The 25143-nt window shown below is 53.7% G+C and carries 23 protein-coding genes and 1 other annotated feature; of the genes, 18 read left to right on the top strand and 5 right to left on the bottom strand.

Annotated elements, in window-relative coordinates:
- Positions 1–209: 209 nt before the first annotated feature.
- Positions 210–1115 (top strand): LysR family transcriptional regulator, encoded by a 906-nt coding sequence (locus ACJ8IM_RS07505; protein ID WP_033654616.1) that lies wholly within the window; start codon positions 210–212, stop codon positions 1113–1115.
- Here ACJ8IM_RS07505 and ACJ8IM_RS07500 read toward each other — a convergent pair.
- A complete protein-coding gene (locus ACJ8IM_RS07500) occupies positions 1106–2296 on the bottom strand; it encodes an MFS transporter (protein WP_033654615.1) in 1191 nt (396 codons plus the stop codon). The two genes, ACJ8IM_RS07505 and ACJ8IM_RS07500, sit on opposite strands and share 10 nt — an antisense overlap.
- Positions 2297–2433: 137 nt before the next feature.
- Here ACJ8IM_RS07500 and ACJ8IM_RS07495 point away from each other — a divergent pair, with 137 nt between their 5' ends.
- Complete coding sequence (locus ACJ8IM_RS07495) at positions 2434–3318, top strand: LysR family transcriptional regulator (protein WP_033637772.1); 885 nt, start codon at positions 2434–2436, stop codon at positions 3316–3318.
- Positions 3319–3333: 15 nt separating this feature from the next.
- On the opposite strand, the gene ACJ8IM_RS07490 is transcribed toward ACJ8IM_RS07495, so the two are convergent.
- Complete coding sequence (locus tag ACJ8IM_RS07490) at positions 3334–4158, bottom strand: SDR family oxidoreductase (RefSeq protein ID WP_033654614.1); 825 nt, start codon at positions 4156–4158, stop codon at positions 3334–3336.
- A 229-nt stretch (positions 4159–4387) separates the two neighbouring features.
- On the opposite strand from ACJ8IM_RS07490, the gene hisL reads away from it, so the two are divergent.
- The 9 genes from hisL to hisIE all read left to right on the top strand — a co-directional run bounded on the left by hisL (position 4388) and on the right by hisIE (position 11671).
- Entirely contained in the window at positions 4388–4435 is a 48-nt protein-coding gene (gene hisL, locus ACJ8IM_RS07485; protein ID WP_100396937.1) for a his operon leader peptide, read from the top strand.
- Positions 4411–4537 (top strand) — a sequence feature (His leader region). Its footprint overlaps the gene before it by 25 nt.
- Before the next feature lie 68 nt (positions 4538–4605).
- The gene (gene hisG, locus ACJ8IM_RS07480) at positions 4606–5505 is read left to right on the top strand and encodes an ATP phosphoribosyltransferase (protein ID WP_033654613.1); all 900 of its coding nucleotides are present in this window, start codon (positions 4606–4608) and stop codon (positions 5503–5505) included.
- Positions 5506–5509: 4 nt separating this feature from the next.
- Positions 5510–6817 carry a histidinol dehydrogenase gene (hisD, locus tag ACJ8IM_RS07475; RefSeq protein ID WP_033654612.1) on the top strand — a complete coding sequence of 436 codons (1308 nt, stop codon included), beginning with the start codon at positions 5510–5512 and terminating at the stop codon, positions 6815–6817.
- Positions 6814–7902: a histidinol-phosphate transaminase gene (gene hisC, locus ACJ8IM_RS07470; RefSeq protein ID WP_033654611.1), complete on the top strand. Its 1089-nt coding sequence runs from the start codon at positions 6814–6816 to the stop codon at positions 7900–7902. The genes hisD and hisC overlap by 4 nt, the downstream gene beginning before the upstream one ends.
- Positions 7899–8966 (top strand): bifunctional histidinol-phosphatase/imidazoleglycerol-phosphate dehydratase HisB, encoded by a 1068-nt coding sequence (gene hisB, locus ACJ8IM_RS07465; protein WP_033637767.1) that lies wholly within the window; start codon positions 7899–7901, stop codon positions 8964–8966. The genes hisC and hisB overlap by 4 nt, the downstream gene beginning before the upstream one ends.
- The gene (hisH, locus tag ACJ8IM_RS07460) at positions 8966–9556 is read left to right on the top strand and encodes an imidazole glycerol phosphate synthase subunit HisH (RefSeq protein ID WP_033637766.1); all 591 of its coding nucleotides are present in this window, start codon (positions 8966–8968) and stop codon (positions 9554–9556) included. The genes hisB and hisH overlap by 1 nt, the downstream gene beginning before the upstream one ends.
- Positions 9557–9561: 5 nt before the next feature.
- On the top strand, positions 9562–10299 hold the full coding sequence (hisA, locus tag ACJ8IM_RS07455) for a 1-(5-phosphoribosyl)-5-[(5-phosphoribosylamino)methylideneamino]imidazole-4-carboxamide isomerase (RefSeq protein ID WP_033654610.1): 738 nt from the start codon (positions 9562–9564) through the stop codon (positions 10297–10299).
- Complete coding sequence (hisF, locus tag ACJ8IM_RS07450; protein WP_033637764.1) at positions 10281–11057, top strand: imidazole glycerol phosphate synthase subunit HisF; 777 nt, start codon at positions 10281–10283, stop codon at positions 11055–11057. The genes hisA and hisF overlap by 19 nt, the downstream gene beginning before the upstream one ends.
- Positions 11051–11671: a bifunctional phosphoribosyl-AMP cyclohydrolase/phosphoribosyl-ATP diphosphatase HisIE gene (gene hisIE, locus ACJ8IM_RS07445; protein WP_033654609.1), complete on the top strand. Its 621-nt coding sequence runs from the start codon at positions 11051–11053 to the stop codon at positions 11669–11671. Before hisF ends, hisIE begins: the two co-directional genes overlap by 7 nt.
- A 74-nt stretch (positions 11672–11745) precedes the next feature.
- Here hisIE and gndA read toward each other — a convergent pair whose 3' ends face one another.
- Positions 11746–13152, bottom strand: a complete 1407-nt coding sequence (gene gndA, locus ACJ8IM_RS07440; protein WP_004938815.1) for an NADP-dependent phosphogluconate dehydrogenase — start codon at positions 13150–13152, stop codon at positions 11746–11748.
- Between the two features lie 1027 nt (positions 13153–14179).
- On the opposite strand from gndA, the gene ACJ8IM_RS07435 reads away from it, so the two are divergent.
- From ACJ8IM_RS07435 to ACJ8IM_RS07405, 7 genes are all read left to right on the top strand, one after another.
- The gene (locus ACJ8IM_RS07435) at positions 14180–15007 is read left to right on the top strand and encodes an ABC transporter permease (protein WP_033654608.1); all 828 of its coding nucleotides are present in this window, start codon (positions 14180–14182) and stop codon (positions 15005–15007) included.
- Entirely contained in the window at positions 14997–16319 is a 1323-nt protein-coding gene (locus ACJ8IM_RS07430) for an ABC transporter ATP-binding protein (RefSeq protein ID WP_033654607.1), read from the top strand. Before ACJ8IM_RS07435 ends, ACJ8IM_RS07430 begins: the two co-directional genes overlap by 11 nt.
- A complete protein-coding gene (locus ACJ8IM_RS07425; RefSeq protein ID WP_051917638.1) occupies positions 16312–19080 on the top strand; it encodes a glycosyltransferase in 2769 nt (922 codons plus the stop codon). Before ACJ8IM_RS07430 ends, ACJ8IM_RS07425 begins: the two co-directional genes overlap by 8 nt.
- Complete coding sequence (locus tag ACJ8IM_RS07420) at positions 19070–20119, top strand: glycosyltransferase family 4 protein (RefSeq protein ID WP_072008428.1); 1050 nt, start codon at positions 19070–19072, stop codon at positions 20117–20119. Before ACJ8IM_RS07425 ends, ACJ8IM_RS07420 begins: the two co-directional genes overlap by 11 nt.
- Positions 20120–20180: 61 nt before the next feature.
- Positions 20181–21293: a non-hydrolyzing UDP-N-acetylglucosamine 2-epimerase gene (gene wecB / locus ACJ8IM_RS07415; protein WP_033654605.1), complete on the top strand. Its 1113-nt coding sequence runs from the start codon at positions 20181–20183 to the stop codon at positions 21291–21293.
- A complete protein-coding gene (locus ACJ8IM_RS07410) occupies positions 21290–22375 on the top strand; it encodes a glycosyl transferase (protein WP_033654604.1) in 1086 nt (361 codons plus the stop codon). Before wecB ends, ACJ8IM_RS07410 begins: the two co-directional genes overlap by 4 nt.
- Positions 22356–23180, top strand: coding sequence for a glycosyltransferase (locus ACJ8IM_RS07405; protein ID WP_072008427.1), 825 nt, complete (start codon positions 22356–22358; stop codon positions 23178–23180). Before ACJ8IM_RS07410 ends, ACJ8IM_RS07405 begins: the two co-directional genes overlap by 20 nt.
- An 88-nt stretch (positions 23181–23268) precedes the next feature.
- On the opposite strand, the gene rfbD is transcribed toward ACJ8IM_RS07405, so the two are convergent.
- Together rfbD and rfbC are read right to left on the bottom strand one after the other, a co-directional pair.
- Positions 23269–24147, bottom strand: a complete 879-nt coding sequence (gene rfbD, locus ACJ8IM_RS07400) for a dTDP-4-dehydrorhamnose reductase (RefSeq protein WP_033654602.1) — start codon at positions 24145–24147, stop codon at positions 23269–23271.
- Positions 24147–24680, bottom strand: a complete 534-nt coding sequence (gene rfbC / locus ACJ8IM_RS07395; RefSeq protein WP_033642476.1) for a dTDP-4-dehydrorhamnose 3,5-epimerase — start codon at positions 24678–24680, stop codon at positions 24147–24149. The genes rfbD and rfbC overlap by 1 nt, the downstream gene beginning before the upstream one ends.
- Positions 24681–25143 lie beyond the last annotated feature (463 nt).

Raw genomic sequence — 25143 nt, 5'->3', positions numbered from 1 at the left:
TGAGCAACATTCGCAGACTACCCCGCTGGCCACCCCGGCTACCATTCCCGCTTTTGCATGTAAACATCGAAAAACGCGATGCAACTAACTTATTGAAGTATTGATTTTTATTTCCAATTCATGCCATAAGGAAGGCCATATCTTCAGCGCCGCCCCTATTTCTTCGATGTTAAAAATGGGTTAACCGGCCGACGTTCTGCGGAGGGGGAATGCTCACCAACCTAAGCGATATCGATCTGAAACTGCTGCGGGTATTCGTCGCGGTGGCGGAAGCTCAGGGCGTCAGCGCCGCGCAGGAAGCGCTGCTGATGAACCAGTCCACCATCAGCACTCACCTGGCCTCGCTGGAAACCCGGCTGGGTTTTCGCCTGTGCCAGCGCGGCCGCTCCGGCTTCCGGCTGACGCCCAAGGGCGAACGCATGCTGATCGCCTGCCGCTCGCTGTTCAACGCCGCCCGCGACTTCACCCGAGTCAGCCAGTCGCTGAACGGCCTGCTGACCGGCGATCTGCAGATCGGTCTGGTGGATAATCTGGTTTCGCTGCCGGGCAATCCGTTCAGCCAGGCCATCAAACATTTCCAGCGCCGCCACCAGGACGTGCAATTGCAGTGCCGCATCTGTTCGCCGAACGAGATTGAGCAAGGGCTGCTGCACCGGCAGCTCGATCTGGGCATCGGCTACTTTGGCCAGCAGTTGGAGGCGTTGCGTTATCAGCCGTGGCTGGAGGAGACGCAGGCGATCTACTGCAGCGCGGATCACCCGCTGTTCACGGTGGAAGAACCGGAGCGCGAGCAGATTGAAAACGCGCGCTGGGTCAAGCGCGGCTACCTGCTGGCGCAGCAGTTGTGCCCGATCGCGCCGCCTCACCTGGCGGCGGTGGCCCACCATATGGAAAGCGTCGCCCATCTGGTGCTGAGCGGCACCTGTCTCGGCTATCTGCCCACCCACTACGCGGCGCGCTGGGTGGAACAGGGGCTGCTGCGGCAGCTGGGCGGCGCGGCGCTCTCATACCGCGCCACGCTCAGCCTGGTCAGCCGCCCCGTCCAGCCCGACGAGGCGTTGAACGCGCTGCTGGAGGATTTGGCGCGCGCCGCACGCCAATCGCCTCATCGCTGAAAGGCCAGCGCCCGATTCATGGCAAACAGCGTGCCGGTTAAAGACAGGATGAGGAGCCCGATAATGGCCCAGGCAAAAGAGGCCGCCCCGCCCCTGTCGAGCAGCATGCCGCCGATCGCGCCACCGGCGGCCACGGCGGTATTCCAGCCCGTGGTATACATGGACTGTGCCACGTCGGCCGCACGGCCGGAAAGGCGTGACAATGCCGTCTGCGTGAGGGTGGCAAAACCGCCGAAAGCCGCGCCCCACAATGCGACCGCGAGATACACCATCGGGGCTATCCGCCCCCCACTTCCCAGCAGCACGGCGGCGAGGGCAAAGATGACGATGCTCATCACCGTAAGAGATTGGACTCGTCGATCGACCAGTATCCCGGCGACGCCCAATCCTGCAATCGCGCCCAGCCCGAAGATAAACAGCACGATATCGACCCGCTCGGATAACCCCGACGGCGTGAGGAAAGGCTCCAGGTAGATATACAGAATGTTGTGGGCAACGATGAAGGTGAACACCACGAACAGCACGGCGCGGATCCCGCATTGCAAGAATACGCCGCTTAGAGACGGGCGATGCGCCTTAGCCTGGCCGGGGAAATCCGGCACGATGGCGATGATCCACACCACGAGCATCAGCGCCATCAACGTCATCAGGCCAAAGGCGCCCTGCCAGCCGATGGCTCGGCCAAGCAACGTGCCGAGCGGTACGCCGAGCACCAGCGCCAGGGTGGCGCCGGCGCCGGAGATCGCAATAGCGCGGCCGCCAAGATGGGCCGGTGACATGCGCACGGCGTAACCGGCCAGCAAGGACCAAACGATGCCGCCGAAAACGCCGGCGAAGAAACGCGTCGCCAATGAGACGTGGTAATCATGCGACAGCGCCGTGACGAGGTTAACGATGGCAAAACCGCCGATCGCACTCAAGAGCAAGGGGCGGCGCCGCATGCCTTGCGTCAATGCGGTGAGCGGAATAGCGGCGACCAACGCCCCCACCGCATAGGCGGTGATGAACTGCCCCGCCAGACTTTCAGATACGTTCAAATCGCCCGCGATCGAAGAAAGCACGCCCGCCGGCATGATCTCGGTCAGCAGCGTGATAAAAGCGGCCATCGCCAATGCCAGCAGGCCCCCCAGCGGCAACCGCTCGCTGCTCGCGGCAGGCGCAGATATCGTCGTTTGATTCATCAATCACTCCCCATTCAAAGATGTTTCCGCTCATTGCGGATGACGGTTGCATCATGCTGCCCACTCGCCGATAAAAGAAAAACAGGCTAAAGTGAATAACACTCATGACAAAAAAGTCATCAATAGAATGGAAGCCTATGGAAAGTCTGGGTTCTCTCGACGTTTTCGTGCGGGTCAGTGAAAGCCGCAGTTTCACGGCGGCCGGGCAACAGCTGGGGATCTCCGCGTCGGCGGTCAGCAAAACCATCGCCCGGCTGGAGGAACGGCTCAGCGTGCGGCTGTTTCACCGCTCCACCCGCACGGTCAACCTAACGCCGGAAGGGGCCTTGTTCCTGGAAAGGTGCCGACGCATTTTGAGCGAGGTGAAAGAGGCGGAAGCCGAACTGTTGCAAACGCGGGGAACGCCCCAGGGCAAGCTGCGCATCAGTCTGCCGTCGCTGGGCACGCTTTTCATGCCAAAACTGGGGGACTTCAAACGCCGCTATCCTGAGATCGAGCTGGATATTGATTATTCGGATCGGCTGGTTGACGTGATTGAGGAAGGTTTCGATGCCGTTATCCGCAGCGGAACCCCGAGCGACTCACGGCTGGTTGCCCGTCGGCTGGGTACCTGCCGCAAGGTTTTCGTTGGCGCGCCGGGTTATTTCAGCAAAGCGGGTATGCCGAGCAAGCCCGAGGATCTGACAAGCCATGCCCGTTTGCATTATCGCTTTCCCAGCACCGGCAAACTGGATGTCTGGCCGCTGGGAGACAAGACGGAGATGATCCCCGAACGGCCGGCCAGCATGGTGACAAATACTCTCGATCCGCAGGTGTGCTTCGCCGAACAAGGGCTGGGCATCGCTTATTTGCCGGAAATCGCCGTGCGCAGACAGCTGGAACAAGGCAGCCTGGTGACGGTCCTGGATGAATACGACCGCGAGAACATGGTTTTTCATGTCCTCTGGCCGTCGGGCCGCCACCTGTCAGTCAAAATCAGGCTGTTCGTCGACTTTGTGACGAGCCACCTTTTCCCGCTTTAAACGGCGTAGGCTGCCTTAACTGACCGGCATGCGCGCCGGATCGGGATACTGATACTCAAAACCCAGCTCGTTGCAGATGCGGTTGCCATCCACCAGCCGCTCATCCTGCTCCGCTTCGTCGGCGAACTGCGGCGGCTCCAGGTGCAGCTGCTCGGCCAGCGCCGGATAAAATTCGCGTTTGGCCGGATGATGCGGCGCGCACAGATTGTACACATGGCCGCCCTTCGGCAGCTTCAGCAGCAGTTGGATGGCGGCGATGACGTCGTCCTGGTGCACCAGATTCACCCCCTGCGAACCGCCCTTCACGTCGAGTTTGCCCGCCAGGAAGCGGCCGGGGTGACGGTCGGCGCCCACCAGCCCCGCCAGCCGCAGAATGTCCACCGAGGTATTCGGCAATTCATGCAGCCAGCGCTCCAGCTCGGCCAGCACCCGGCCCGACGGCGAGACCGGCCGCAGCGGCGACTCTTCGCGCAGCGTGCCGGCGGTTTCGCCGTACACCGAGGTGGAACTGGTGAAGATCACGCGCGGCACGCCGAAGGCCATCGCGCTGTCCACCAGCATGCGCACCGCATTGAAATAGTTCTCGCTGCCTTCGACGGTGCGGCGCGCGGGCAGCGTCACCACCAGCGCATCCACGCGCAGCAGCGATTCCAGATCGTCCGGATCGCACTCCAGCTCCGGCGTCAGCTCCAGTTGATAGCATTCGATGCCGCTCATGCGCGCGGCCTCGACGCCGTCCGGCGTGGTTTTGCTGCCGACCACGTCATACCCGCGCCCCATCAGCGACAGCGCCAACGGCATGCCCAGCCAACCCAAACCAATAATGGCTACCTTTTTCATCCTCTTCCTCTCCTGAAGATCGCAGCGCCCTGCCCCTAAGGCTACGCCACTGTGCACGGCGATACAATCTGCCCGGCTTAAGGTTAGGTAAAGCCGTGTGTGGCTAATAACCTAACCTGTTTCAATAAATTAAATTTATGACGTTAAAAAAGGGTTGCGCGGTGGACTGCGGATAGTTTAGCTTAATTGGCATACGGTTTTTACCGGCTTTTGATTAGAGAAAAACACCATGACACGCGTTCAGTTCAACCACCATCATCACCATCACCCTGACTAGTCTTTCAGGCGATGAGTGCTGGAAGACGGTTTGTTAATCTTCCAGTGGCGCGCAGAACGCAAGAGAGAGCCCTCGGAAGATTTCTTCCGAGGGTTTTTTTTGGCTTCGGACAGACAGAAAGAATATTTTTACAACAAATTCATAAAATTACAGATTAAACAGAGGTTACCATGCTGGACAAGACACGTTTACGGATCGCAATGCAGAAGTCGGGCCGCCTGAGCGAGGAATCCCAGGAACTGCTGGCGCGCTGCGGCATCAAGATCAACCTGCAGCAGCAGCGTCTGATCGCCTTCGCGGAAAACATGCCGATCGATATCCTGCGCGTGCGCGATGACGACATTCCGGGCCTGGTGATGGACGGCGTGGTCGATCTGGGCATCATCGGCGAAAACGTGCTGGAAGAAGAGCTGCTCAGCCGCCGCGCTCAGGGCGAAGACCCGCGTTACTTCACCCTGCGCCGCCTCGATTTCGGCGGCTGCCGCCTGTCGCTGGCCACCCCGCTCGACGCCGAATATACCGGCCCGCAAAACCTGCAGGACGCCCGCATCGCCACCTCTTACCCGCACCTGCTGAAGCAATACCTCGACCAGCAGGGCGTGCGCTTCAAATCTTGCCTGCTGAACGGTTCGGTGGAAGTGGCGCCGCGCGCCGGCCTGGCCGACGCCATCTGCGATCTGGTCTCTACCGGCGCCACGCTGGAGGCCAACGGCCTGCGCGAGGTGGAGGTGATCTACCGCTCCAAGGCCTGCCTGATCCAGCGCGACGGCGAAATGCCGGAAGCCAAACAGCAGCTGATCGACCGCCTGATGACCCGCATTCAGGGCGTGATCCAGGCGCGCGAATCCAAATACATCATGCTGCACGCGCCGAGCGAGAAGCTGGACGAGATCGTCGCGCTGCTGCCGGGCGCCGAACGCCCGACCATCCTGCCGCTGGCCGGCGCGCAGAACCGCGTGGCGATGCACATGGTGAGCAGCGAAACCCTGTTCTGGGAAACCATGGAAAAACTGAAAGCGCTCGGCGCCAGCTCGATTCTGGTGCTGCCGATTGAAAAGATGATGGAGTAACGCCATGTCGACCTTCAACACGCCGATCGACTGGGCAACGTGCAGCGCCGAACGCCAGGCCGAGCTGCTGATGCGCCCGGCAATCGCCGCTTCCGACAGCATCACCCGCACGGTGAGCGAGATCCTCGACAACGTGAAGGCCAACGGCGATCGGGCGCTGCGCGACTATAGCGCCCGCTTCGACAAGGCGGAAGTCGCCGCGCTGCGCGTCAGCGCCGAGCAGATCGCCGCCGCCTGCGCGCGACTGGGCGATGACATCAAACAGGCGATGGCGGTGGCCGTCGCCAACGTGGACACCTTCCACAACGCGCAGCGACTGCCGGCGGTGGACGTCGAAACCCAGCCGGGCGTGCGCTGCCAGCAGGTGACCCGCCCAATCGACTCGGTGGGCCTGTATATTCCCGGCGGGTCGGCGCCGCTGTTCTCCACCGTGCTGATGCTGGCGACGCCAGCGCGCATCGCCGGCTGCCGCCGGGTGGTGCTGTGCTCGCCGCCGCCGATCGCCGATGAGATCCTGTATGCGGCGCAGCTGTGCGGCGTGCAGGAAGTGTTTCAGGTCGGGGGCGCGCAGGCGATCGCCGCCCTGGCGTTCGGCACCGAAAGCGTGCCGCGCGTGGCGAAGATCTTCGGGCCGGGCAACGCCTTCGTGACCGAAGCCAAGCGGCAGGTCAGCCAGCGTCTCGACGGCGCGGCTATCGACATGCCGGCCGGCCCTTCGGAGGTGCTGGTGATCGCCGATGCCGGCGCCACCCCGGCATTCGTCGCTTCCGATCTGCTGTCGCAGGCCGAACACGGCCCGGATTCGCAGGTGATCCTGCTGACGCCGGACGCGGCGATGGCGCAGGCGGTGGCCGAAGCGGTGGAAAGCCAGCTGGCCGAGCTGCCGCGCGCCGAGACCGCCCGCCAGGCGCTGGCGAGCAGCCGCCTGATCGTGGCGCGCGATCTGCCTGAGTGCGTGGCCATCAGCAACCGCTACGGCCCGGAGCACCTGATCATTCAGACCCGCAATGCGCGCGAGCTGGTGGACGGCATCACCAGCGCCGGCTCAGTGTTCCTCGGCGACTGGTCGCCGGAGTCCGCCGGCGATTACGCCTCCGGCACCAACCACGTGCTGCCGACCTACGGTTACACCGCCACCAGCTCCAGCCTGGGGCTGGCCGATTTTCAAAAACGCATGACGGTGCAGGAGCTGACACCGCAGGGCTTCAGCAACCTGGCCGCCACCATCGAGACGCTGGCTGCCGCCGAGCAGCTGATCGCCCACAAGAACGCCGTGACCCTGCGCGTCGCCGCCCTGAAGGAGCAAGCATGAGCATCGAAAAACTGGCGCGCGCCAACGTTCGCGAGCTGACCCCTTATCAATCGGCGCGCCGCCTCGGCGGTAAGGGCGATGTGTGGCTCAACGCCAACGAATACCCGATCGCGCCCGAGTTCCAGCTGACCGCGCAAACCTTCAACCGCTATCCGGAGTGCCAGCCGGCGTTGGTGATCGAACGCTACGCCGCCTACGCCGGGGTGAAGAAAGAGCAGGTGCTGGTCAGCCGCGGCGCCGATGAAGGCATCGAGCTGCTGATCCGCGCCTTCTGCGAGCCGGGTAAAGACGCCATCTTGTTCTGCCCGCCGACCTACGGCATGTACGCCGTCAGCGCCGAAACCTTCGGCGTGGAGCGCCGCACCGTAGCCGCCAAAGAGGACTGGCAGCTGGATCTGCCGGCCATCGCAGACAGCATGGACAACGTGAAGCTGATCTACGTCTGCAGCCCGAACAACCCGACCGGCAACCTGATCGATCCGGACTCTCTGCGCAACCTGCTGGAGCTGACCAAAGGCAAGGCGATCGTCGCGGTGGACGAAGCCTATATCGAGTTTTGCCCGCAGGCCTCGGTGGCCGGGTGGCTGAGCGACTATCCGCACCTGGCTATCCTGCGCACGCTGTCGAAGGCCTTTGCGCTGGCCGGCCTGCGCTGCGGCTTTACGCTCGCCAACGAAGATCTGATCGCCCTGCTGCTGAAGGTGATCGCGCCTTACCCGCTCTCGACGCCGGTGGCGGATATCGCCGCGCAGGCGCTGAGCGAAGAAGGTATCCGCACCATGCGTCAGCACGTCACCGACATCGCCGCCACCCGCAGCTGGCTGCAGCAACAGCTGGAAAAATGCGCCTGCGTCGAGCAGGTTTTCGCCAGCGACAGCAATTACCTGCTGGCCCGCTTCACCGCCTCAAGTAATGTGTTTAAAAGCTTGTGGGATCAGGGCATTATCTTACGAGACCAAAACAAACAGCCCGGGTTGTCCGGCTGCCTGCGCATCACCATAGGCACCCGCGACGAATGTCAACGCGTGGTGGACGCCTTGTCCGCCCTGCCCGGCGCCAACCAGACTCGCCAGGAGCCAATGTGAGCCAAAAAATCCTCTTTATCGATCGTGACGGCACGCTGATCGCCGAGCCACCGGAAGATTTCCAGGTTGACCGCCTGGACAAGCTGGCGCTCGAGCCGGACGTGATCCCTTCCCTGCTGGCGCTGCAACAGGCGGGGTATCAGCTGGTGATGATCACCAATCAGGATGGGCTCGGCACCGCCAGTTTCCCGCAGGAAACCTTCGATCCGCCGCACAACCTGATGATGCAGATCCTCAGCTCGCAGGGCATTCAGTTCGCCGATGTGCTGATCTGCCCGCACCTGCCGGCGGACAACTGCGACTGCCGCAAACCGAAAACCGCGCTGGTGAAGGGCTACCTCGAACCCGGCGTGCTGAATGCCGCCCACAGCTACGTGATCGGCGATCGGCCGACCGACGTGCAGCTGGCGGAAAACATGGGCATCCAGGGGCTGCGCTACCAGCGCGGCGTGCTGGGCTGGAAAGAGATCGTGCGCCAGCTGACCCTGCGCGACCGCCACGCGCGGGTTAACCGCGTGACCAAAGAGACGCAGATCGACGTCAACGTCTGGCTGGATCGCGAAGGCGGCAGCAAGATCAAAACCGGCGTCGGCTTCTTCGATCACATGCTGGATCAGATCGCCACCCACGGTGGCTTCCGCATGGAGATCGACGTCAAAGGCGATCTGTATATCGACGATCACCACACGGTGGAAGACACCGGTCTGGCGCTGGGTGAAGCGCTGAACAAGGCGCTTGGCGACAAGCGCGGCATCGCCCGCTTCGGCTTCGTGCTGCCGATGGACGAGTGCCTGGCGCGCTGCGCGCTGGATATTTCCGGCCGCCCGCACCTGGAATACAAGGCCGAGTTCAACTATCAGCGCGTCGGCGATCTCAGCACCGAAATGGTCGAGCACTTCTTCCGTTCGCTCTCTTACACCATGGGCTGCACGCTGCACCTGAAGACCAAGGGCAAAAACGACCACCACCGGGTCGAGAGCCTGTTCAAAGTGTTTGGCCGCACGCTGCGCCAGGCGATCCGCGTCGAGGGCAATACCCTGCCGAGCTCGAAAGGAGTGCTGTGATGAACGTGGTGATTTTGGATACCGGCTGCGCCAACCTGGCCTCCGTCACCTACGCGGTGCGGCGCCTGGGTTACCAGCCGGAGGTGAGCCGCGATCCGGAGATCGTGCTGCGCGCCGACAAGTTGTTCCTGCCGGGCGTCGGTACCGCGCAGGCGGCGATGGATCAACTGCGCGAGCGCGATCTGATCGAGCTGATCAAGGCCTGCACGCAGCCGGTGCTGGGCATCTGCCTCGGCATGCAGCTGCTGGCGGCCAGCAGCGAAGAGAACGGCGGCGTGACCACGCTCGGCCTCATCGATACGCCGGTCAAGCAGATGACCGACTTTGGCCTGCCGCTGCCGCACATGGGCTGGAACCAGGTGTCCGCGCAGGCGGGCCACCATCTGTTCCGCGGCATCGATGACGGCGCCTACTTCTATTTCGTTCACAGCTATGCGATGCCGATATGCCCCAGCACCATCGCCCAGGCGAACTACGGCGAGCCCTTCACCGCCGCCGTGCAAAAAGACAACTTCTTCGGCGTGCAGTTTCATCCAGAACGTTCTGGAGCGGCCGGCGCGCAACTGTTGAAAAACTTTCTGGAGATGTAGGCAGCATGATTATTCCGGCTTTGGATTTGATCGACGGCAACGTGGTGCGTTTGCATCAGGGCGATTACGGCCAACAGCGCGACTACGGCAACGATCCGCTGTTACGCCTGCAGGACTATCAACAACAGGGCGCGCAGGCGCTGCACCTGGTCGATCTGACCGGCGCCAAGGATCCGGCGGCGCGCCAGATCCCGCTGCTGCGCAAACTGCTGGCGGGGGTTAATGTGCCGGTGCAGGTCGGCGGCGGCATCCGCAACGAGCAAGACGTCAGCGCCCTGCTGGAGGCCGGTGCCACGCGCGTGGTGATCGGCTCCACCGCGGTGAAACAGCCGCAATTGGTGCAGAGCTGGTTCGAGCGCTACGGCGCCGACGCGCTGGTGCTGGCGCTGGACGTGCGCATCGACGCGCAGGGCGTGAAACGCGTGGCCATCAGCGGCTGGCAGGAGGATTCCGACGCCACGCTGGAACAGGTGGTGGAGCAGTTCCTGCCCTACGGGCTGAAGCACGTGCTGTGCACCGACATTTCGCGCGACGGTACGCTGGCCGGTTCCAACGTGGCGCTGTATCAGGCGATCAGTCGCCGCTATCCGCAGGTGGCCTTCCAGGCCTCGGGCGGCATCGGCAATCTGGACGACATCGCCCAGCTGCGCGGCAGCGGCGTTGCCGGCGTGATCGTGGGGCGCGCCCTGCTGGAAGGTAAATTTAGCGTTGAGGAGGCGATCGCATGCTGGCAAAACGGATAATCCCGTGCCTGGATGTTAAAGACGGGCAAGTGGTGAAAGGCGTGCAGTTCCGCAACCACGAAATCATCGGCGACATCGTGCCGCTGGCGCAGCGCTATGCGCAAGAAGGTGCGGACGAGCTGGTGTTTTACGATATCACCGCCTCGAGCGACGGCCGGGTGGTGGACAAAAGCTGGGTATCGCGCGTGGCGGAGGTGATTGATATTCCGTTCTGCGTCGCCGGCGGCATTAAAAGCGCCGAGGACGCCAGCCAGATCCTGTCTTTCGGCGCCGACAAGATTTCGATCAACTCGCCGGCGCTGGCCGATCCCGAGCTGATTAGCCGCCTGGCGGAACGCTTCGGCGTGCAGTGCATCGTCGTGGGCATCGACACCTGGTTCGACAGTGAAACCGGCAAGTATCACGTCAACCAATATACCGGCGACGAGAGCCGCACCCGCATCACCCAGTGGGAAACCCTCGACTGGGTACAGGAAGTGCAGCGCCGCGGCGCCGGTGAGATCGTGCTGAACATGATGAACCAGGACGGCGTGCGCAACGGTTACGATCTGCAGCAGCTGCGCCGGGTGCGCGAGGCCTGCAAGGTGCCGCTGATCGCCTCGGGCGGCGCGGGCACCATGGAGCACTTCCTGGAAGCGTTCCGCGATGCGGACGTCGACGGCGCGCTGGCGGCGTCGGTGTTCCACAAACAAATCATCAATATCGGCGAGCTGAAAAGGTTCCTGGTTGAACAAGGCGTGGAGATTCGCGTGTGCTGACAGAACAACAGAACAACCAGCTGGACTGGGAAAAAACCGACGGCCTGATGCCGGCCATCGTGCAGCACGCCGTTTCCGGCGAAGTGCTGATGCTGGGTTACATGACGCCGGAAGCGCTGGCGGCCACCGAGCAGAGCGGCAACGTCACCTTCTTCTCGCGCACCAAGCAGCGCCTGTGGACCAAGGGTGAAAGCTCCGGCCACTTCCTCAAGGTGGTCAGCATCACGCCGGACTGCGATAACGACACGCTGCTGGTATTGGCCAACCCGATCGGCCCGACCTGCCACCTCGGCAACAGCAGCTGCTTCCACCCGGCCGCCAGCGACTGGACGTTCCTCTATCAGCTGGAGCAGCTGTTGGCGGAGCGCAAGCACGCCAGCCCGGACAGCTCGTACACTGCCAGCCTGTATGCCAGCGGCACCAAGCGCATTGCGCAGAAGGTCGGGGAAGAAGGCGTGGAAACCGCGCTGGCCGCCACGGTCAACGATCGCGAAGAGCTGACCAACGAGGCCTCGGATCTGATCTATCACCTGCTGGTGCTGCTGCAGGACCAGGATCTGGACCTGAGCGTGGTGATCGGCCGGCTGCGCGAGCGGCATCAGAAAAAAGCGTGACGCTAACTCGCGCCCAATAAAAAAGCCGCCGGGCGTTAACCTCGGCGGCTTTTTTTATCGCTCAACGGGCGGGCTTATTCCATCCATTCGGTATGGAACACGCCTTCCTTGTCGATGCGTTTATAGGTGTGCGCACCGAAGTAGTCGCGCTGCGCCTGGATCAGGTTCGCCGGCAGCACCGCGGAGCGGTAGCTGTCGTAGTAGGCGATCGCAGCGGAGAAGGTCGGCGTAGGAATACCGTTCTGCACGGCATAGGCCACCACGTCACGCAGCGCCTGCTGGTACTCGTCGGCGATTTGCTTGAAGTATGGCGCCAGCAGCAGGTTGGCGATATCGGCATCCGCCGCGTAAGCGTCGGTGATCTTCTGCAGGAACTGGGCGCGGATGATGCAGCCGGCGCGGAAGATCTTGGCGATTTCGCCGTAGTGCAGATCCCAGTTGTTTTCTTTAGACGCGGCTTTCAGCTGAGAGAAGCCCTGCGCGTAGGACACGATCTTGCCCAGATACAGCGCGCGACGCACTTTCTCGATGAATTCGGCTTTGTCGCCGGTGAACGGCGCCACTTTCGGGCCGGTCAGCACTTTAGACGCGGCAACGCGCTGGTCTTTCAGCGAGGACAGGTAGCGCGCAAACACCGACTCGGTGATCAGCGACAGAGGTTCGCCCAGATCCAGAGAGCTCTGGCTGGTCCACTTGCCGGTGCCTTTGTTGGCGGCTTCGTCCAGGATCACATCGACCAGGTATTTACCCTCTTCGTCTTTCTTGGTGAAGATGTCTTTGGTGATGTCGATCAGGTAGCTGTTCAGTTCGCCCTTGTTCCACTCGGCGAAGGTTTCGGCCAGCTGCTCGTTGCTCAGGTTCAGCGCCTGCTTCAGCAGGGAATAGGCTTCGGCAATCAGCTGCATGTCGCCGTATTCGATGCCGTTGTGCACCATCTTCACATAGTGGCCGGCACCGTCTGCGCCGATGTAGGTCACGCAAGGCTCGCCTTCCGCAACCGCAGCGATTTTCTCCAGGATCGGCGCCACCAGCTCGTAAGCTTCTTTCTGGCCGCCAGGCATGATGGAAGGCCCTTTCAGCGCGCCCTCTTCACCGCCGGAAACGCCGGTACCGATGAAGTTGAAGCCCTGGTCGGACAGTTCGCGGTTACGACGGATGGTGTCCTGATAGTAGGTGTTGCCGCCGTCGATCAGGATATCGCCCTTGTCCAGGTGCGGAGTCAGCGAGGCAATGGTTTTATCCGTTGCTTCGCCCGCTTTCACCATCAGCAGGATGCGGCGCGGTTTTTCCAGCGATTCGACAAACTCTTCAACGGTATAATACGGCGCCAGATTCTTGCCCGGGTTCTCAGCGATCACTTCGTCAGTTTTGTCGCCAGAACGGTTGAAAATGGAAACGGTGTAACCACGGCTCTCGATGTTCAGCGCGAGGTTGCGGCCCATTACCGCCATGCCGACAACGCCGATTTGTTGCTTGGACATTTAGGAACTCCTGTCTGAGATAATTACTACATTGTAATCAAATGGTTATACAACATAGTAGGGTTGCATTGCTTTATTGTACATGATTATTCCTAAGCATGTACCTATCGCAGCCATAACAATCTTTACAAAATCACGCACAGTTGGCGGTTCTATATACGCCCTGAGCGCATTGCTACATTACCGGTAACATTGCGGAAAAGAAAAGGTTCGGATGTGCGGTTTGCCGCACTCGTGTCAACGGCCAAAAATCAACCAGAACATGTGGTTCAAGATGAGGATATCGCATTGGCAAACCTGCTCCACACCTTCGAAAGAAGTCATCCCATTACGCACCACGCTTGCATTTTGGTCTGTAATCCTACAATTCCTAGCAATTGCACATATCTCATTTGAATATGTCATCACTGGTTACTAGGAACAGACTGAAACCCTGAAAATCCAGAGGCATTACAAGTGATTTAGTGGTAGGATATTAAAGGTTTTCTAGCCTATTTATGCTGAAAATAGTTTCAGCATATGAATGAAAACTAACACGCGCCCCCCTCTATTGGTTCTCGCTTACCAAGGGCGGTAGCGTGCTTTTTTAGACTAAACACGCTTGCGCAGAGCAACGCCCTGCCTAAAAATCAGGCAATCTGTACGCGAAAAACTCAGTGTTCACTTCCGCTTCATCAAGAAATGTGATGTTTTTTGCTGAAGTGAAGGCATCGAAAAATAAAAGAAAATCTCATGTATCATTGATGTGTTCCGCGACATTACCGTAGGACCGAAACGCGTTTGACAATAGCCAGTGGTAATGCGATGCGGGTGCGCACGGACAAAACAGATTATGTTCACGATATGAAAATCTCCGAGAGAAAATTTTGGCGTATTTTCCATGGAATGCTCGCGGAACAGTGTGTTTAGCCCTATAGCTATTTTCTCATCCTCCGCCATATCAATAACGCATCCGTTACACATGATTATGTTACGAAGAAAGTTAAACCATAAAGTCAAAAAAGTTAATCAATAGCCTAGGTGTTAAATGAATATTTTCTCTATTCTTGTTAAGACTTTTTATCGGTGTCTTCATACACTTACCACCAATAAGAATCTTGTTATTTCACTTTCAAAACGGGATATCGGCAGTAAATACAAAGGGTCATTCATCGGGCTTCTTTGGTCGTTTATTAATCCAGTATTGATGATGGTGATTTATACCTTCGTTTTCAGCGTCGTATTTAAAATTCGCTGGAGCGCAGGGGTAGACTCCAAAGGAGAATTTGCGTTAGCACTATTTATTGGTTTGATTTTTTTCGGGCTTTTTTCTGAATGTATTAACCGAGCTCCCTCATTAATTGTTAATAACGTTAACTATGTTAAGAAAGTTGTTTTCCCAGTTGAAACGCTGCCGCTCGTGTCTTTGCTGACCGCGCTGTTTCAAATGGTGATAAATTTGATCGTCTGGTCGTTATTTTATGTGGCAATTGTAGGACTTCCTACCTGGCACATCCTGTGGTTACCAGTGATCATTGCGCCATTCCTCATGATGGTCCTGGGCGTATCCTGGTTTCTTTCATCTCTAGGTGTTTACTTAAAGGACATCGCCCAAGTCGTTGGCGTGCTCACCATGATTTTGATGTACCTCTCGCCGATATTCTATCCGATATCCATGCTGCCTGACGCCTATCATATCTTCATGCAACTCAGCCCGTTGACTTACGTGATTGAGCAGGCAAGAGATTGCATGATGCTGGGTAAAAATATCGCCTGGGGCAGTTGGGGCGTTTATACCCTCACCTCTTTCGTCATCATGCTGCTAGGTTATGGTTGGTTTATGTTCACGCGTAAAGGGTTTGCCGATGTCATCTGAATTCGCAATTTCAGTCAAAAATATTTCGAAACGATTTGAAATGTACGCAAACCCGAAGCATCGCTTATATCAGATGCTCTCGTTTGGTCACCGTACGTTTTTCAAAGAGTTCTGGGCATTAAACGGCGTTACCTTTGACGTTAAGCGCGGTGAAACACTCGGTATTTTGGGGCGTAACGGCGAAGGGAAAAGCACCTTGTTGCAGATTATCGCCGGTACGCTGACAGCAACCTCAGGGAGCGTCGAAGTCAATGGCAAACTGGCTGCGCTGCTGGAACTCGGCGCCGGTTTCAACCCTGAGTTTACCGGCCGTGAAAACGTTTATCTGAGCGGCATAATTCTTGGCATGACGCGCAGTGAAATGGATCAGAAGTTCCCTGAGATCGAAGCCTTTGCCGACATCGGCGAACATATCGACCAACCGGTCAAAACCTACTCCAGCGGAATGTATGTACGTTTGGCTTTTGCCGTTCAGGCTTGCATAAAACCTGAAGTGCTCATCGTTGACGAAGCACTGTCGGTCGGTGATGAGAAATTCCAACGCAAATGCTTCGACTATATCGAATCCCTGCGCGCGCAGGGATGTTCGATCATCCTAGTGACACATTCAACATCGACCGTAGAGAAGTTTTGCCAGCGCGCTATTTTATTGCGTAAAGGTCGGGTTGAAGCCATCGGTAGCGCTAAGGAAATCATCGATCAATACCATGCCCTGCTTTATTCGGACGAAAAGACCTACCTTCGTTATCTGAATAACATCGCTAAAAACACCAATAAATCAGCCGACGCGCCGGTAAAAGAAAGCCAGGACGCCGTCGCTGCCCATGAGGGCTCAATCGAGGAACAAGCCGAAAGCGACCTGACAAGCGGAGCACTGATTGAAAGTTGGATTATCAAAGATATCCACAATCAGCCATGCGATCTTTTCCGCGTAGGCGAAAAGGCTGTTATCAGCTTTGATATTAGCGTGTTTGGACCAATAGCAGAACTGCAAGCCGGTTTAGTCATCAAGACCGTTGAAGGCATCACGGTATTTGGCACCAGCACTTTATACCATAAAAAGAATATACATGATGCTAAGGGCGGCGATATTCTTAGGGCAACGTTTGAACTTGACCTGGCTCTGTGCGAAGGCAGCTATTTTGTTTCATTAGCTATCGCCAACGCCATCAGCCACGCTGATATGTCCTACCTTGATAAGAAAACTGACGTGATCGTTCTTAAGGTCATAGAGCCCCGTACAACTATGTCAGGTATTGCTGCCTTGCCTGTTTCGTTATCACTCGAAAAGTGGTCAGGAGAACATGAATAAATCAATACTTATCATAACTCAGTATTACTCTATCGGCGGGTTAGAGACCTATATAGACACCCAGGTAAAGGATCTGGTTGCCCACGGTTATCAGGTACATCTTATGTCTGCCGCTGTAGCAGACTCGACATTATTGCCCGAAGAACTGAGCTCATACCATGAAAATTCCGATTTGAATATAGGCTCAATCAGCCAGCTCATTCAGGCGATCGACACGATACGTCAAGTAATCAAAGAAAAGGATATTGATCTCGTTCATGTTCACCCCTTTGATTGCATTTTCCCCGCAGTGATTGCTGCAGATTGTGAGAAAATTCCCTCGCTATTGACGCTGCATGGACCACTGTCGCTGCAACATTTCACCAAGAACATTTATAATCAAACGCTGGCCATCTACTTTCTAAAGACACTGCAAACAATATTCTGCGTGTCTCAAGAAATAGCAGACCAACTGGCGGAAATTATCGACCATCCGTCGGTCATGATCGTCCCTAATCTGATCGATAATAATCAAATTCACAACACAGAGATAGAGTGCCCTGAGAATAAAAGCTGGCTGATCGCCAGCAGATTAGATAGTGACAAATCCGATGGTATTATAAGCTTCATCGATTTCGCAAGCCGCTGCGAATCCATAAGCGGCTTAGATATTTATGGGGACGGTGATAATGCACACCTAATTAGAACTTATGTAAGTGATAACGGTTACAATGAGTGGGTTCATTTTAAAGGTATCGTGAGCGATATTCCCGCAGTGATGAAAAATTATGCTGGGTTCGCAGGAATGGGACGTGGCGTACTTGAGGCGGGTTTTAGTCAGCTTCCTATCTGCCTGGTAGGATATGACGGCATCAAAGGAATACTTGATGACGAACTCTTTAAGCAAGCCGCCTATTGTAATTTTTCAGGCAGGAACTTGAGCAATGTCGATGAAGAACAACTCATAGCTGCATTTTCCAGCGCTCGTCCTCTTTCTCCATCACTGCTCAACCAATATCAAAGTGAAGGTCGATGGAGCCAAATTTTCGAAGGTTTCACGGCTCCTGATAAAGAAAGATATGACAACAGCGATTCTTTAAGCCTTTACCAAAATTTAGCAGAACCCCCTGAGTTGCAGCACGACGAAAATTATTTATACGCTAACGAATTTATTACCGCTATTTTCAAAACGGTAGCAAATCGTTTATTAGAAAGCCGCACTATAATAACCATGCACGATGAATGTTTAACCGAGAACGTCGGAATGAAAAATAAACTCGATAAGGAAATGGGGGATTTTCAAAGTAGTACGATCATCCCTCCGAGTGCCGAGCAGTCTGTGATGGCAAAATTAAGTGAACTAGAGCAGCAAAATCAATCGTTGCAACAAGACGTTAAATCTCTGGTTCAACTATTGACCTCTATGGCGGAACAGCAAAACCAGCATATGCAAACTCAAGCACAAGCCTTGGGGGCAACCTCACTGCAAAAGCTCAGATATTGGTTCCAGCTCACCAGCCAGTCTGTCACCAGACCAGACAAACGTTATGAATTAGCTAAAACCCTTTACTGGAAGCTTCCCGAGCCTCTAAGAGTGAAGCTACACTCACAACGTCATCGCTACGTGCAAAAATATTTCCAGTATCGCTGCAATGCCGCTGCAACTGAAATTACAGCGTCGGAAAACTTGCCGACATGGCTCTTAGAGGTGAACAACGCGGAAAAAATCATCTTTATTCCTTGTAGCTTTGAATTTGACGAACTGGTCAACCAACGTCCGATTAATGCGGCAAAATATTTTGCTGAAAAAGGGTATAAGGTTATTTTCATCGCCTGGCAATGGACACCGCAGGAGTCCCTGTCGAAAGGTTGCTCTCAGGTGTGGCAAAACGTTTACCAAGTGCCTTTGTATGAATTCGTCAACTTTACCAAACAATGCAAATTGAATGGTAAAACGGCGCTATTCATCATTACTCTGCCAGCACAGGTATTTATACCAGCTATCTACGATTTCAGAGCGCAAGGCTGTCACATTGCTTACGATATCATGGATGAGTGGGAGTGCTTCAATCAAGTGGGTCAAGCACCTTGGTATCTGCGAGAAGCGGAAGAAACTATCATATTACAAAGTGATTATGTATGTGGCGTTGCTCCATCACTGCGCGATAAATTCTCCTCGCTCCGAAGTGATATTGAGGTTATTGGCAACGGTTACTCAGAGAACGTATTGGGCGATACACGAAATATCGCGCAGAGCACCTCAAATAAAGTGGGTTACTTCGGCCACCTTACGGACTCCTGGTTTGACTGGGATATCATTTTTAAACTAGCCGAACATAACCCTCAGTATCATTTTGAAATTATTGGTTATGGCGAGCCCGAATGGGTTGTCGAAAAAGTGAAGCATTTTACCAACATCATGCTAGTTGGTAAAGTGATGCCGAAAGATCTCCATCAATATGTTAAAGAATGGTCGATCGGGTTAATCCCCTTCAAAAGTGGTGAGCTTGCCCAAGCGGTAGATCCTATTAAAATATATGAGTACCTTTATTTTGGTTTGCCAACGTTGGTAACAGGTATCGAACATATTAAACGCTATCCGATGACTTATTTTTCCGACGGAAGTGATATCCTTGAGTTGTTTAATAAAACATTAAATTGCGAGCGAAACTCATCCGAACTTGAAACATTCCTGAAAGAAACAACCTGGGCAGCCAGGTTCAAAAAAATGGAGTCAGACATTTTGACTCAAAATGGAATCGGAGAACTTTATGCTTCGTAAAATAGCATTTATCTACCCTTGGGCAACCCACGGGGGTGTTGAAAAGGTCATGCTTACTCGTGCAAAACTGCTAAATGACACGGGGATTTATCAGATTGACGTTCTCTTTACTCACGACTCTGGTGCAGCTAAAGCGATTAATTCCGCTCTGTCTGATTGTAAAAACGTCAATGTAAAAATAGTCAGCCTGAATTATCTGCAGGAGCAGAATTACCACTATATATTCTGTATCGATTTTCCTGCCGCACTTGAATTTTGCCATACTAAAAAACTCAAATACTTTGCAGAATGCCACACGCCTTATAAGGATAACAGAGCCTATCTGAGCAATATCCCGGAAAGTTGTTCGGCAATACTTTGTCCTTCAAACCTGTTCATGGAGCAACTTGAGCCTGAGTTGAAGAAAGTGCCCTGTCAACTATCACTGCTGCGCAATTTTGTTCCTTGGGATCATGTATCTCATGAGGCAGATAGTATTCCAACGTTACCGCGTTGGTCGAGAAGGCCTATCCTATTTTTGGGACGTATGGATAAGTTAAAAAACCCACTTGAACTATTAGATGCATTTGTTTCACTGAAAACGCGCCATCCTGAAAAATATATGCTTCTTCTGTGCGGCCCACAATCCTCTGAGATCGACATCAATACCGAGTTAGCAAGCCGAGGCCTGATTGGCGATGCCGTTGTCTTGCCGCCAGTGCCATTTTTAAAAGTTGATAAGCTTCTCATCGCAGTCTCCAAAGCAAATGGCATATTTATTTCGCCATCAACAGGGGAGTCCTTTGGGCTATCAGCTTCAGAAGCCATTTGTTCCGATATACCTGTCGTTTTATCCGATATCGAAGCACACCGGTATTTAGTGGCTCCCCGTGAGAAAGAGTTCACCTATCCTCTGCATGGTGCACGTCAATTGTCAGAAAAAATAGAGTTTATTTCTGAAAACTATGCAAATTCCAAAGTATCACTGTCCGAACTTAAAGATAAGTTTTCAGCTCATGCCTTTATGAGCGATTGGGATGAATTGCTACGTAGACACTAATTTCGACCATCCTATGCTGACTTTGCTTTCAGAATGGGGATGTTAATTTTTTGAGGAAGTTATGCTAAAGAAAATTATGTGCGTTGTGGGCACTCGGCCGGAAGCGATAAAAATGGCGCCGGTGATCAAGGCTCTTCAGATCTCCGGCGAATTCGACGTTAGCGTATTGGCGACGGCCCAACACCGAGACCTGTTGGATCAGGCTTTCCAACTTTTCGAAATTGAAGCCGATTATGATCTTAATGTCATGACGCCTGGGCAAACATTGCCAGAGTTGACCGCGCGCCTGATGACCAGCATCGACCGAACTCTCGAAGAGGCAGCACCGGATTTGGTTATCGCACAAGGCGATACGACGACCGTCTTCGTGACATCCCTGGCCTGTTTCTACAAGAAAGTGCCTTTCGCTCATCTCGAGGCGGGGCTGCGCACACACGACCTCTATTCACCTTTTCCTGAAGAAGCAAACCGTATTCTTGCCGGACATTTAGCACGCTTGCATTTTGCTCCGACCGAAGTATCTAAAAGCAACCTCTTGCACGAAGGCATTCCTGCAGAGCATATTCACGTTACAGGAAACACCGTGATTGATGCCTTGCTGACGACCGCACAAAAGACGTTTGATATCGGCATCGATATCCCCCAAGACGCCCGGATGCTTCTTATCACTTCTCATCGCAGAGAGAACTTCGGCCAACCTATTGTCAATATCTGCAACGCGGCTCTTGAACTTATTGAAAAATATAGTGATATCTATATTCTTTTCCCCGTTCACCCCAACCCAAACGTGCGCGAAGTCACGGACCGTCTGTTAAAAGACCACGAAAGAATTAAGCTGGTCAGCCCATTTGACTATGGCCCTTTCGTTGCCGCCATGAAGAATGCCTACCTGATTCTTTCCGACTCTGGCGGCGTGCAAGAAGAAGCTCCGGCCTTGGGCAAACCCGTCTTGGTCTTACGTCGCGATACTGAGCGCCCAGAAGCCGTCTCGGAAGGAGTGGTGAAATTAATCGGAACGGAACAAGCGGACATCGTAAGAGAAGCGTCTTTGCTGCTTGATAGCCCTCAGGCCTATCAAGAAATGGCAAAAGGAAGCTCTCCTTACGGTGATGGTGAGTCCAGCCAGCGTATCGTCCGTATCGTCCGCAATTTCTTTGCTAAACAATGCCAATGAAAATCGTCTATCTTTCAGCGGTTCCCTGGTTGAGCATAAGTCAGCGCCCTCATTTTTTCGCCAAATACGCGCTGACCCATGCCACCCAGGAACTTTTGTGGATTGAGCCTTATCCTAGTCGTTTCCCTACCCTCGCCGATCTGACCCCCGGCCGTCATGCCCCTGAACCTGCAGGATTGGATTTGATAGAGGGTCTGCAACTGGCTCGGTTGGGTTTTGTAGCCCCCGTGGAGCCGCTACCTGCGTTGTTTAAGCTGTTCAACCAAGGGAAAATAAAGAAAATCATTGACGATATAAAGAATTTTATATCTGAAGATACCACCCTAGTTATCGGCAAACCCTGTCTGCTGGCCAACATGCTTATCAAGCAATTTAAATGGCGGCAAGTGTGGTATGACGCCATGGATGATTTCCCTTCATTTTATTCTGGCCTATCAAAGAAAAATACGGCTAATCTTGAAAAAGAAATCGCCCGACAAGTTGACCGTATATTCTGCTCAAGCCATGCCTTAATTGAGAAATTTTCGTCTATCGCCCCCAGCAAAACTGAGTTGGTGTTGAATGCGTGTTCAGATGACTTGCAGAAAATTCATATCCCGAAAGCATCGCATGAAAAAATCACATTTGGCTATATCGGCACAATCGCAAGCTGGTTTGACTGGAAGTGGGTGTTCGAGTTAGCCACTAAAAATCCGGAAGCAGTCATAAACCTGGTAGGGCCAAGAAAAACAGGAATTCCGGAAAGCTTACCTCAAAATATCATCCTGGAGCCGCCCATTCCACACCCCCAGGTAATGAATAAGATATCCACCTTTGATTATGTGATTATTCCGTTTTTGCAGAACGACATTACTAAATATGTCGACCCTGTTAAATTCTACGAATACAGGTTGGCAGGGAAAGCCATACTATCGACTCCATTTGGCGAGATGCTATGGCATCACAAAGAAGAAGCCTACAATTCTGACGCAACGCTAAGCATTACTATACCTGACAACACGCTAGTTTTTCCTTCACCTAAAAAACCAAACGACATCCCAAGATGGAGTGGACGATTCTCTCATGTCTTTACCGGCTATTGAAGATGAAAAATTTCTTACAATCTCATTAGTAATTTTCAAACCGAATCTTGTAGATTTAAGAAAAACCCTTGCCGCACTTGTTGAGACAAACGTTTTTAAAGCACACGACTGTTATTTATTGGTTGTTGATAACTCGCCAACTACTGAGCCTGCAGTCACTTCGCTAATTAAAGAGTTCCTTGACGTCATTCCCGGAAATTACATATCGCGACCAGACAACCCTGGCTTTGGAGTGTCACATAATTTAAGCTTAGCTATTAAGTCAAAATACACCCTTATATTAAACCCTGATTTAGAGATGGATAATAATGCATTAGAGAATGCATTTTCCTTTATGGATAAGCATCCTGAATGTGGTTTAATTACGCCTTATGCAACTTGGGGGAACGGCGAAACACAGTATTTATGTAAACGATATCCTTCTGTGTTTGTATATATATTACGTTTCTTTGCGTCGGTTAAAGGAAAGCGCTTTTTCAAAAATTATCTCCGTAGCTATGAAATGGCTGATACGCTGACACCGCACGATGTTTATTTCGACCCACCGATTGTGAGCGGTTGCTTTATGTTTTTCCGCTACTCCGTACTGAAAGAAGTATCCGGATTCAATCCCAAATTTTTTCTCTACTTCGAGGATTTCGATCTCAGCATCCGTACGGGAAAAATTACCAGAATCGCCTATGTCCCTGATGTCAAAGTAGTACATTACGGTGGCCATGCCGCACGCAAAGGCTGGGTTCATATTAAGCTATTTTCACGTTCAATGATTACTTTCTTTAATATTCACGGCTGGAAAATTTGGTAACTCCATAGCGAATAAGCTATGCGCCAATTACTGCCGGGTGAGCATGAAAAGAACAAAATACATCATGCTCACCCTCGCAGTGCCGACATTACTCTTGTAAGTAACCTATTTTTCTCAATCGAGAAATCACGAATTCCAGGGCTGACTGCCAGTTAGAAGCAGGAATACCTATCCCATTGATTTTATTGCAACTCAAGGTTGAATATTTAGGACGTTTGGCCAAAGTCACATATTGTTCTGATGTTATTTTACTGACCTTTGGCATGCGAGAAATCGCCCCCACCTCCGCGGCAACTTTAAATATGTGCTCCGCAAACTCACTCCAGCAGACCTCTTCATCCCCGCAGAAGTGATAGATCCCTCCCTGAGCCTCACAAAGCAACATTTTTATCATCGCGTCTGCGATGTCCCCCGCATATGTCGGGCAACCGCGTTGATCGGCTACGATATCAAGAGATTCACGTTGCTTTGCCAACCTCAGCATGGTTTTAACGAAATTTTCGCCATATTCACTGAAAACCCAGGAAGTGCGAAGAATTATCGCATCTTGCATTTCTGAGACGATCGCCAATTCGCCATCACGCTTGGTTTTCCCGTAAATGCACAGTGGGCGAGTTCCAGCCAACTCATTGTATGGAAGCCTGCCCAGGCCATCGAAAACATAATCTGTAGAAATATGAAGCAGTCGGCACTCCATTGCGTTTGCAACCATGGCCAAATTGGCTGGGCCGACAACGTTGGCTAACAACGCAGCCTCGCAATCTTGTTCCGCTTTATCAACGGCGGTATAGGCTGCAGCATTGATGATCGCCGTCGGTTTAAACTCCTGGACGACAGCCTTAACCTGCTCCAGTTTGGAAATGTCCATCGTATTGCGGTCGGCCGCTAAAATAACCCAATCGGCGGGTACCCGATCGATAAAACAGCGCCCGACCTGCCCTTTAGCCCCGGTTAAAAGAACTCTCATTAAATCAGTTCTCTGAGAAATTTGCCGTTCTTGTCCTTTTCCGACAAAACAGGGTGCCGAACAGGCCAGGCCACGCCGACATCGGGATCATTCCACATCAGGCACCTTTCATGTTCTGGCGAATAGTAATCCGTGCACTTATATTCAAAATCCGCGATCTCAGAAAGTACGACAAAACCGTGGGCCAAACCTGGCGGGATCCAAAGCTGAGTTTTGTTCTCTTCCGATAGCACAATGCCTTCCCACTTGCCAAATGTGGGTGAGTCTGGGCGAATATCTACTGCAACATCATAAACTTCGCCCCGCACCACACGAACCAACTTGCCTTGCGGCTTGATATCTTGATAGTGCAATCCGCGCAAAACCCCCCGAGAAGAGCGTGAATAATTGTCTTGGACGAAGTCCAAATCGATATCCAGCATGTCTTGAAAGCGACGCTTCTCGAACGTTTCCATAAAAAAACCGCGAGTATCACTGAATACCGTTGGTTGAATGACTTTGACTCCATCGATTTTAGTATCGATAACCTGCATTCTGCATACCTCATAAGACGCGAGAATTTGTGCTCAAAAAATTCTCGCAAAATACAGTCAATTACAATATCTTAGCTTTATTGGCGTGATGGCGAAAAACGTAAACAAAGCCTAATCCTCCTTACCGCCACCTGTTAACAACATGAGAACAGAGGCAAACAAGGGAGCCAGGAAGCATCATTTTGAGGTAAACGATTGATAAAATCCGTGACCAACCACAGCGTCTTCCTCTCAACGCCTTGATACTCACTACCATTAGCGCAAAACTTCAGTGTACCTTACTGATGCAAAGTAAGTGAAATGGTGGAGTTTAAAGCTTCACAAGCCTGATAGGCTAACATACTCGCTGCTCTTGTCTCTCTCAACAGATCTTCAACAAGGCATTTCCAGGAGGGAACATCTCATATTCACACACCAGATACCGTGACCAGCAATACCCTGCGGTTTTATGCCATAACGACAT

The organism is Serratia sp. CY33525, from assembly GCF_052169115.1.
Lineage (GTDB): Bacteria > Pseudomonadota > Gammaproteobacteria > Enterobacterales > Enterobacteriaceae > Serratia > Serratia sarumanii.
Note: the sequence above shows the minus strand (reverse complement) of the source record. Positions and strands in the feature narration are given on the sequence as shown.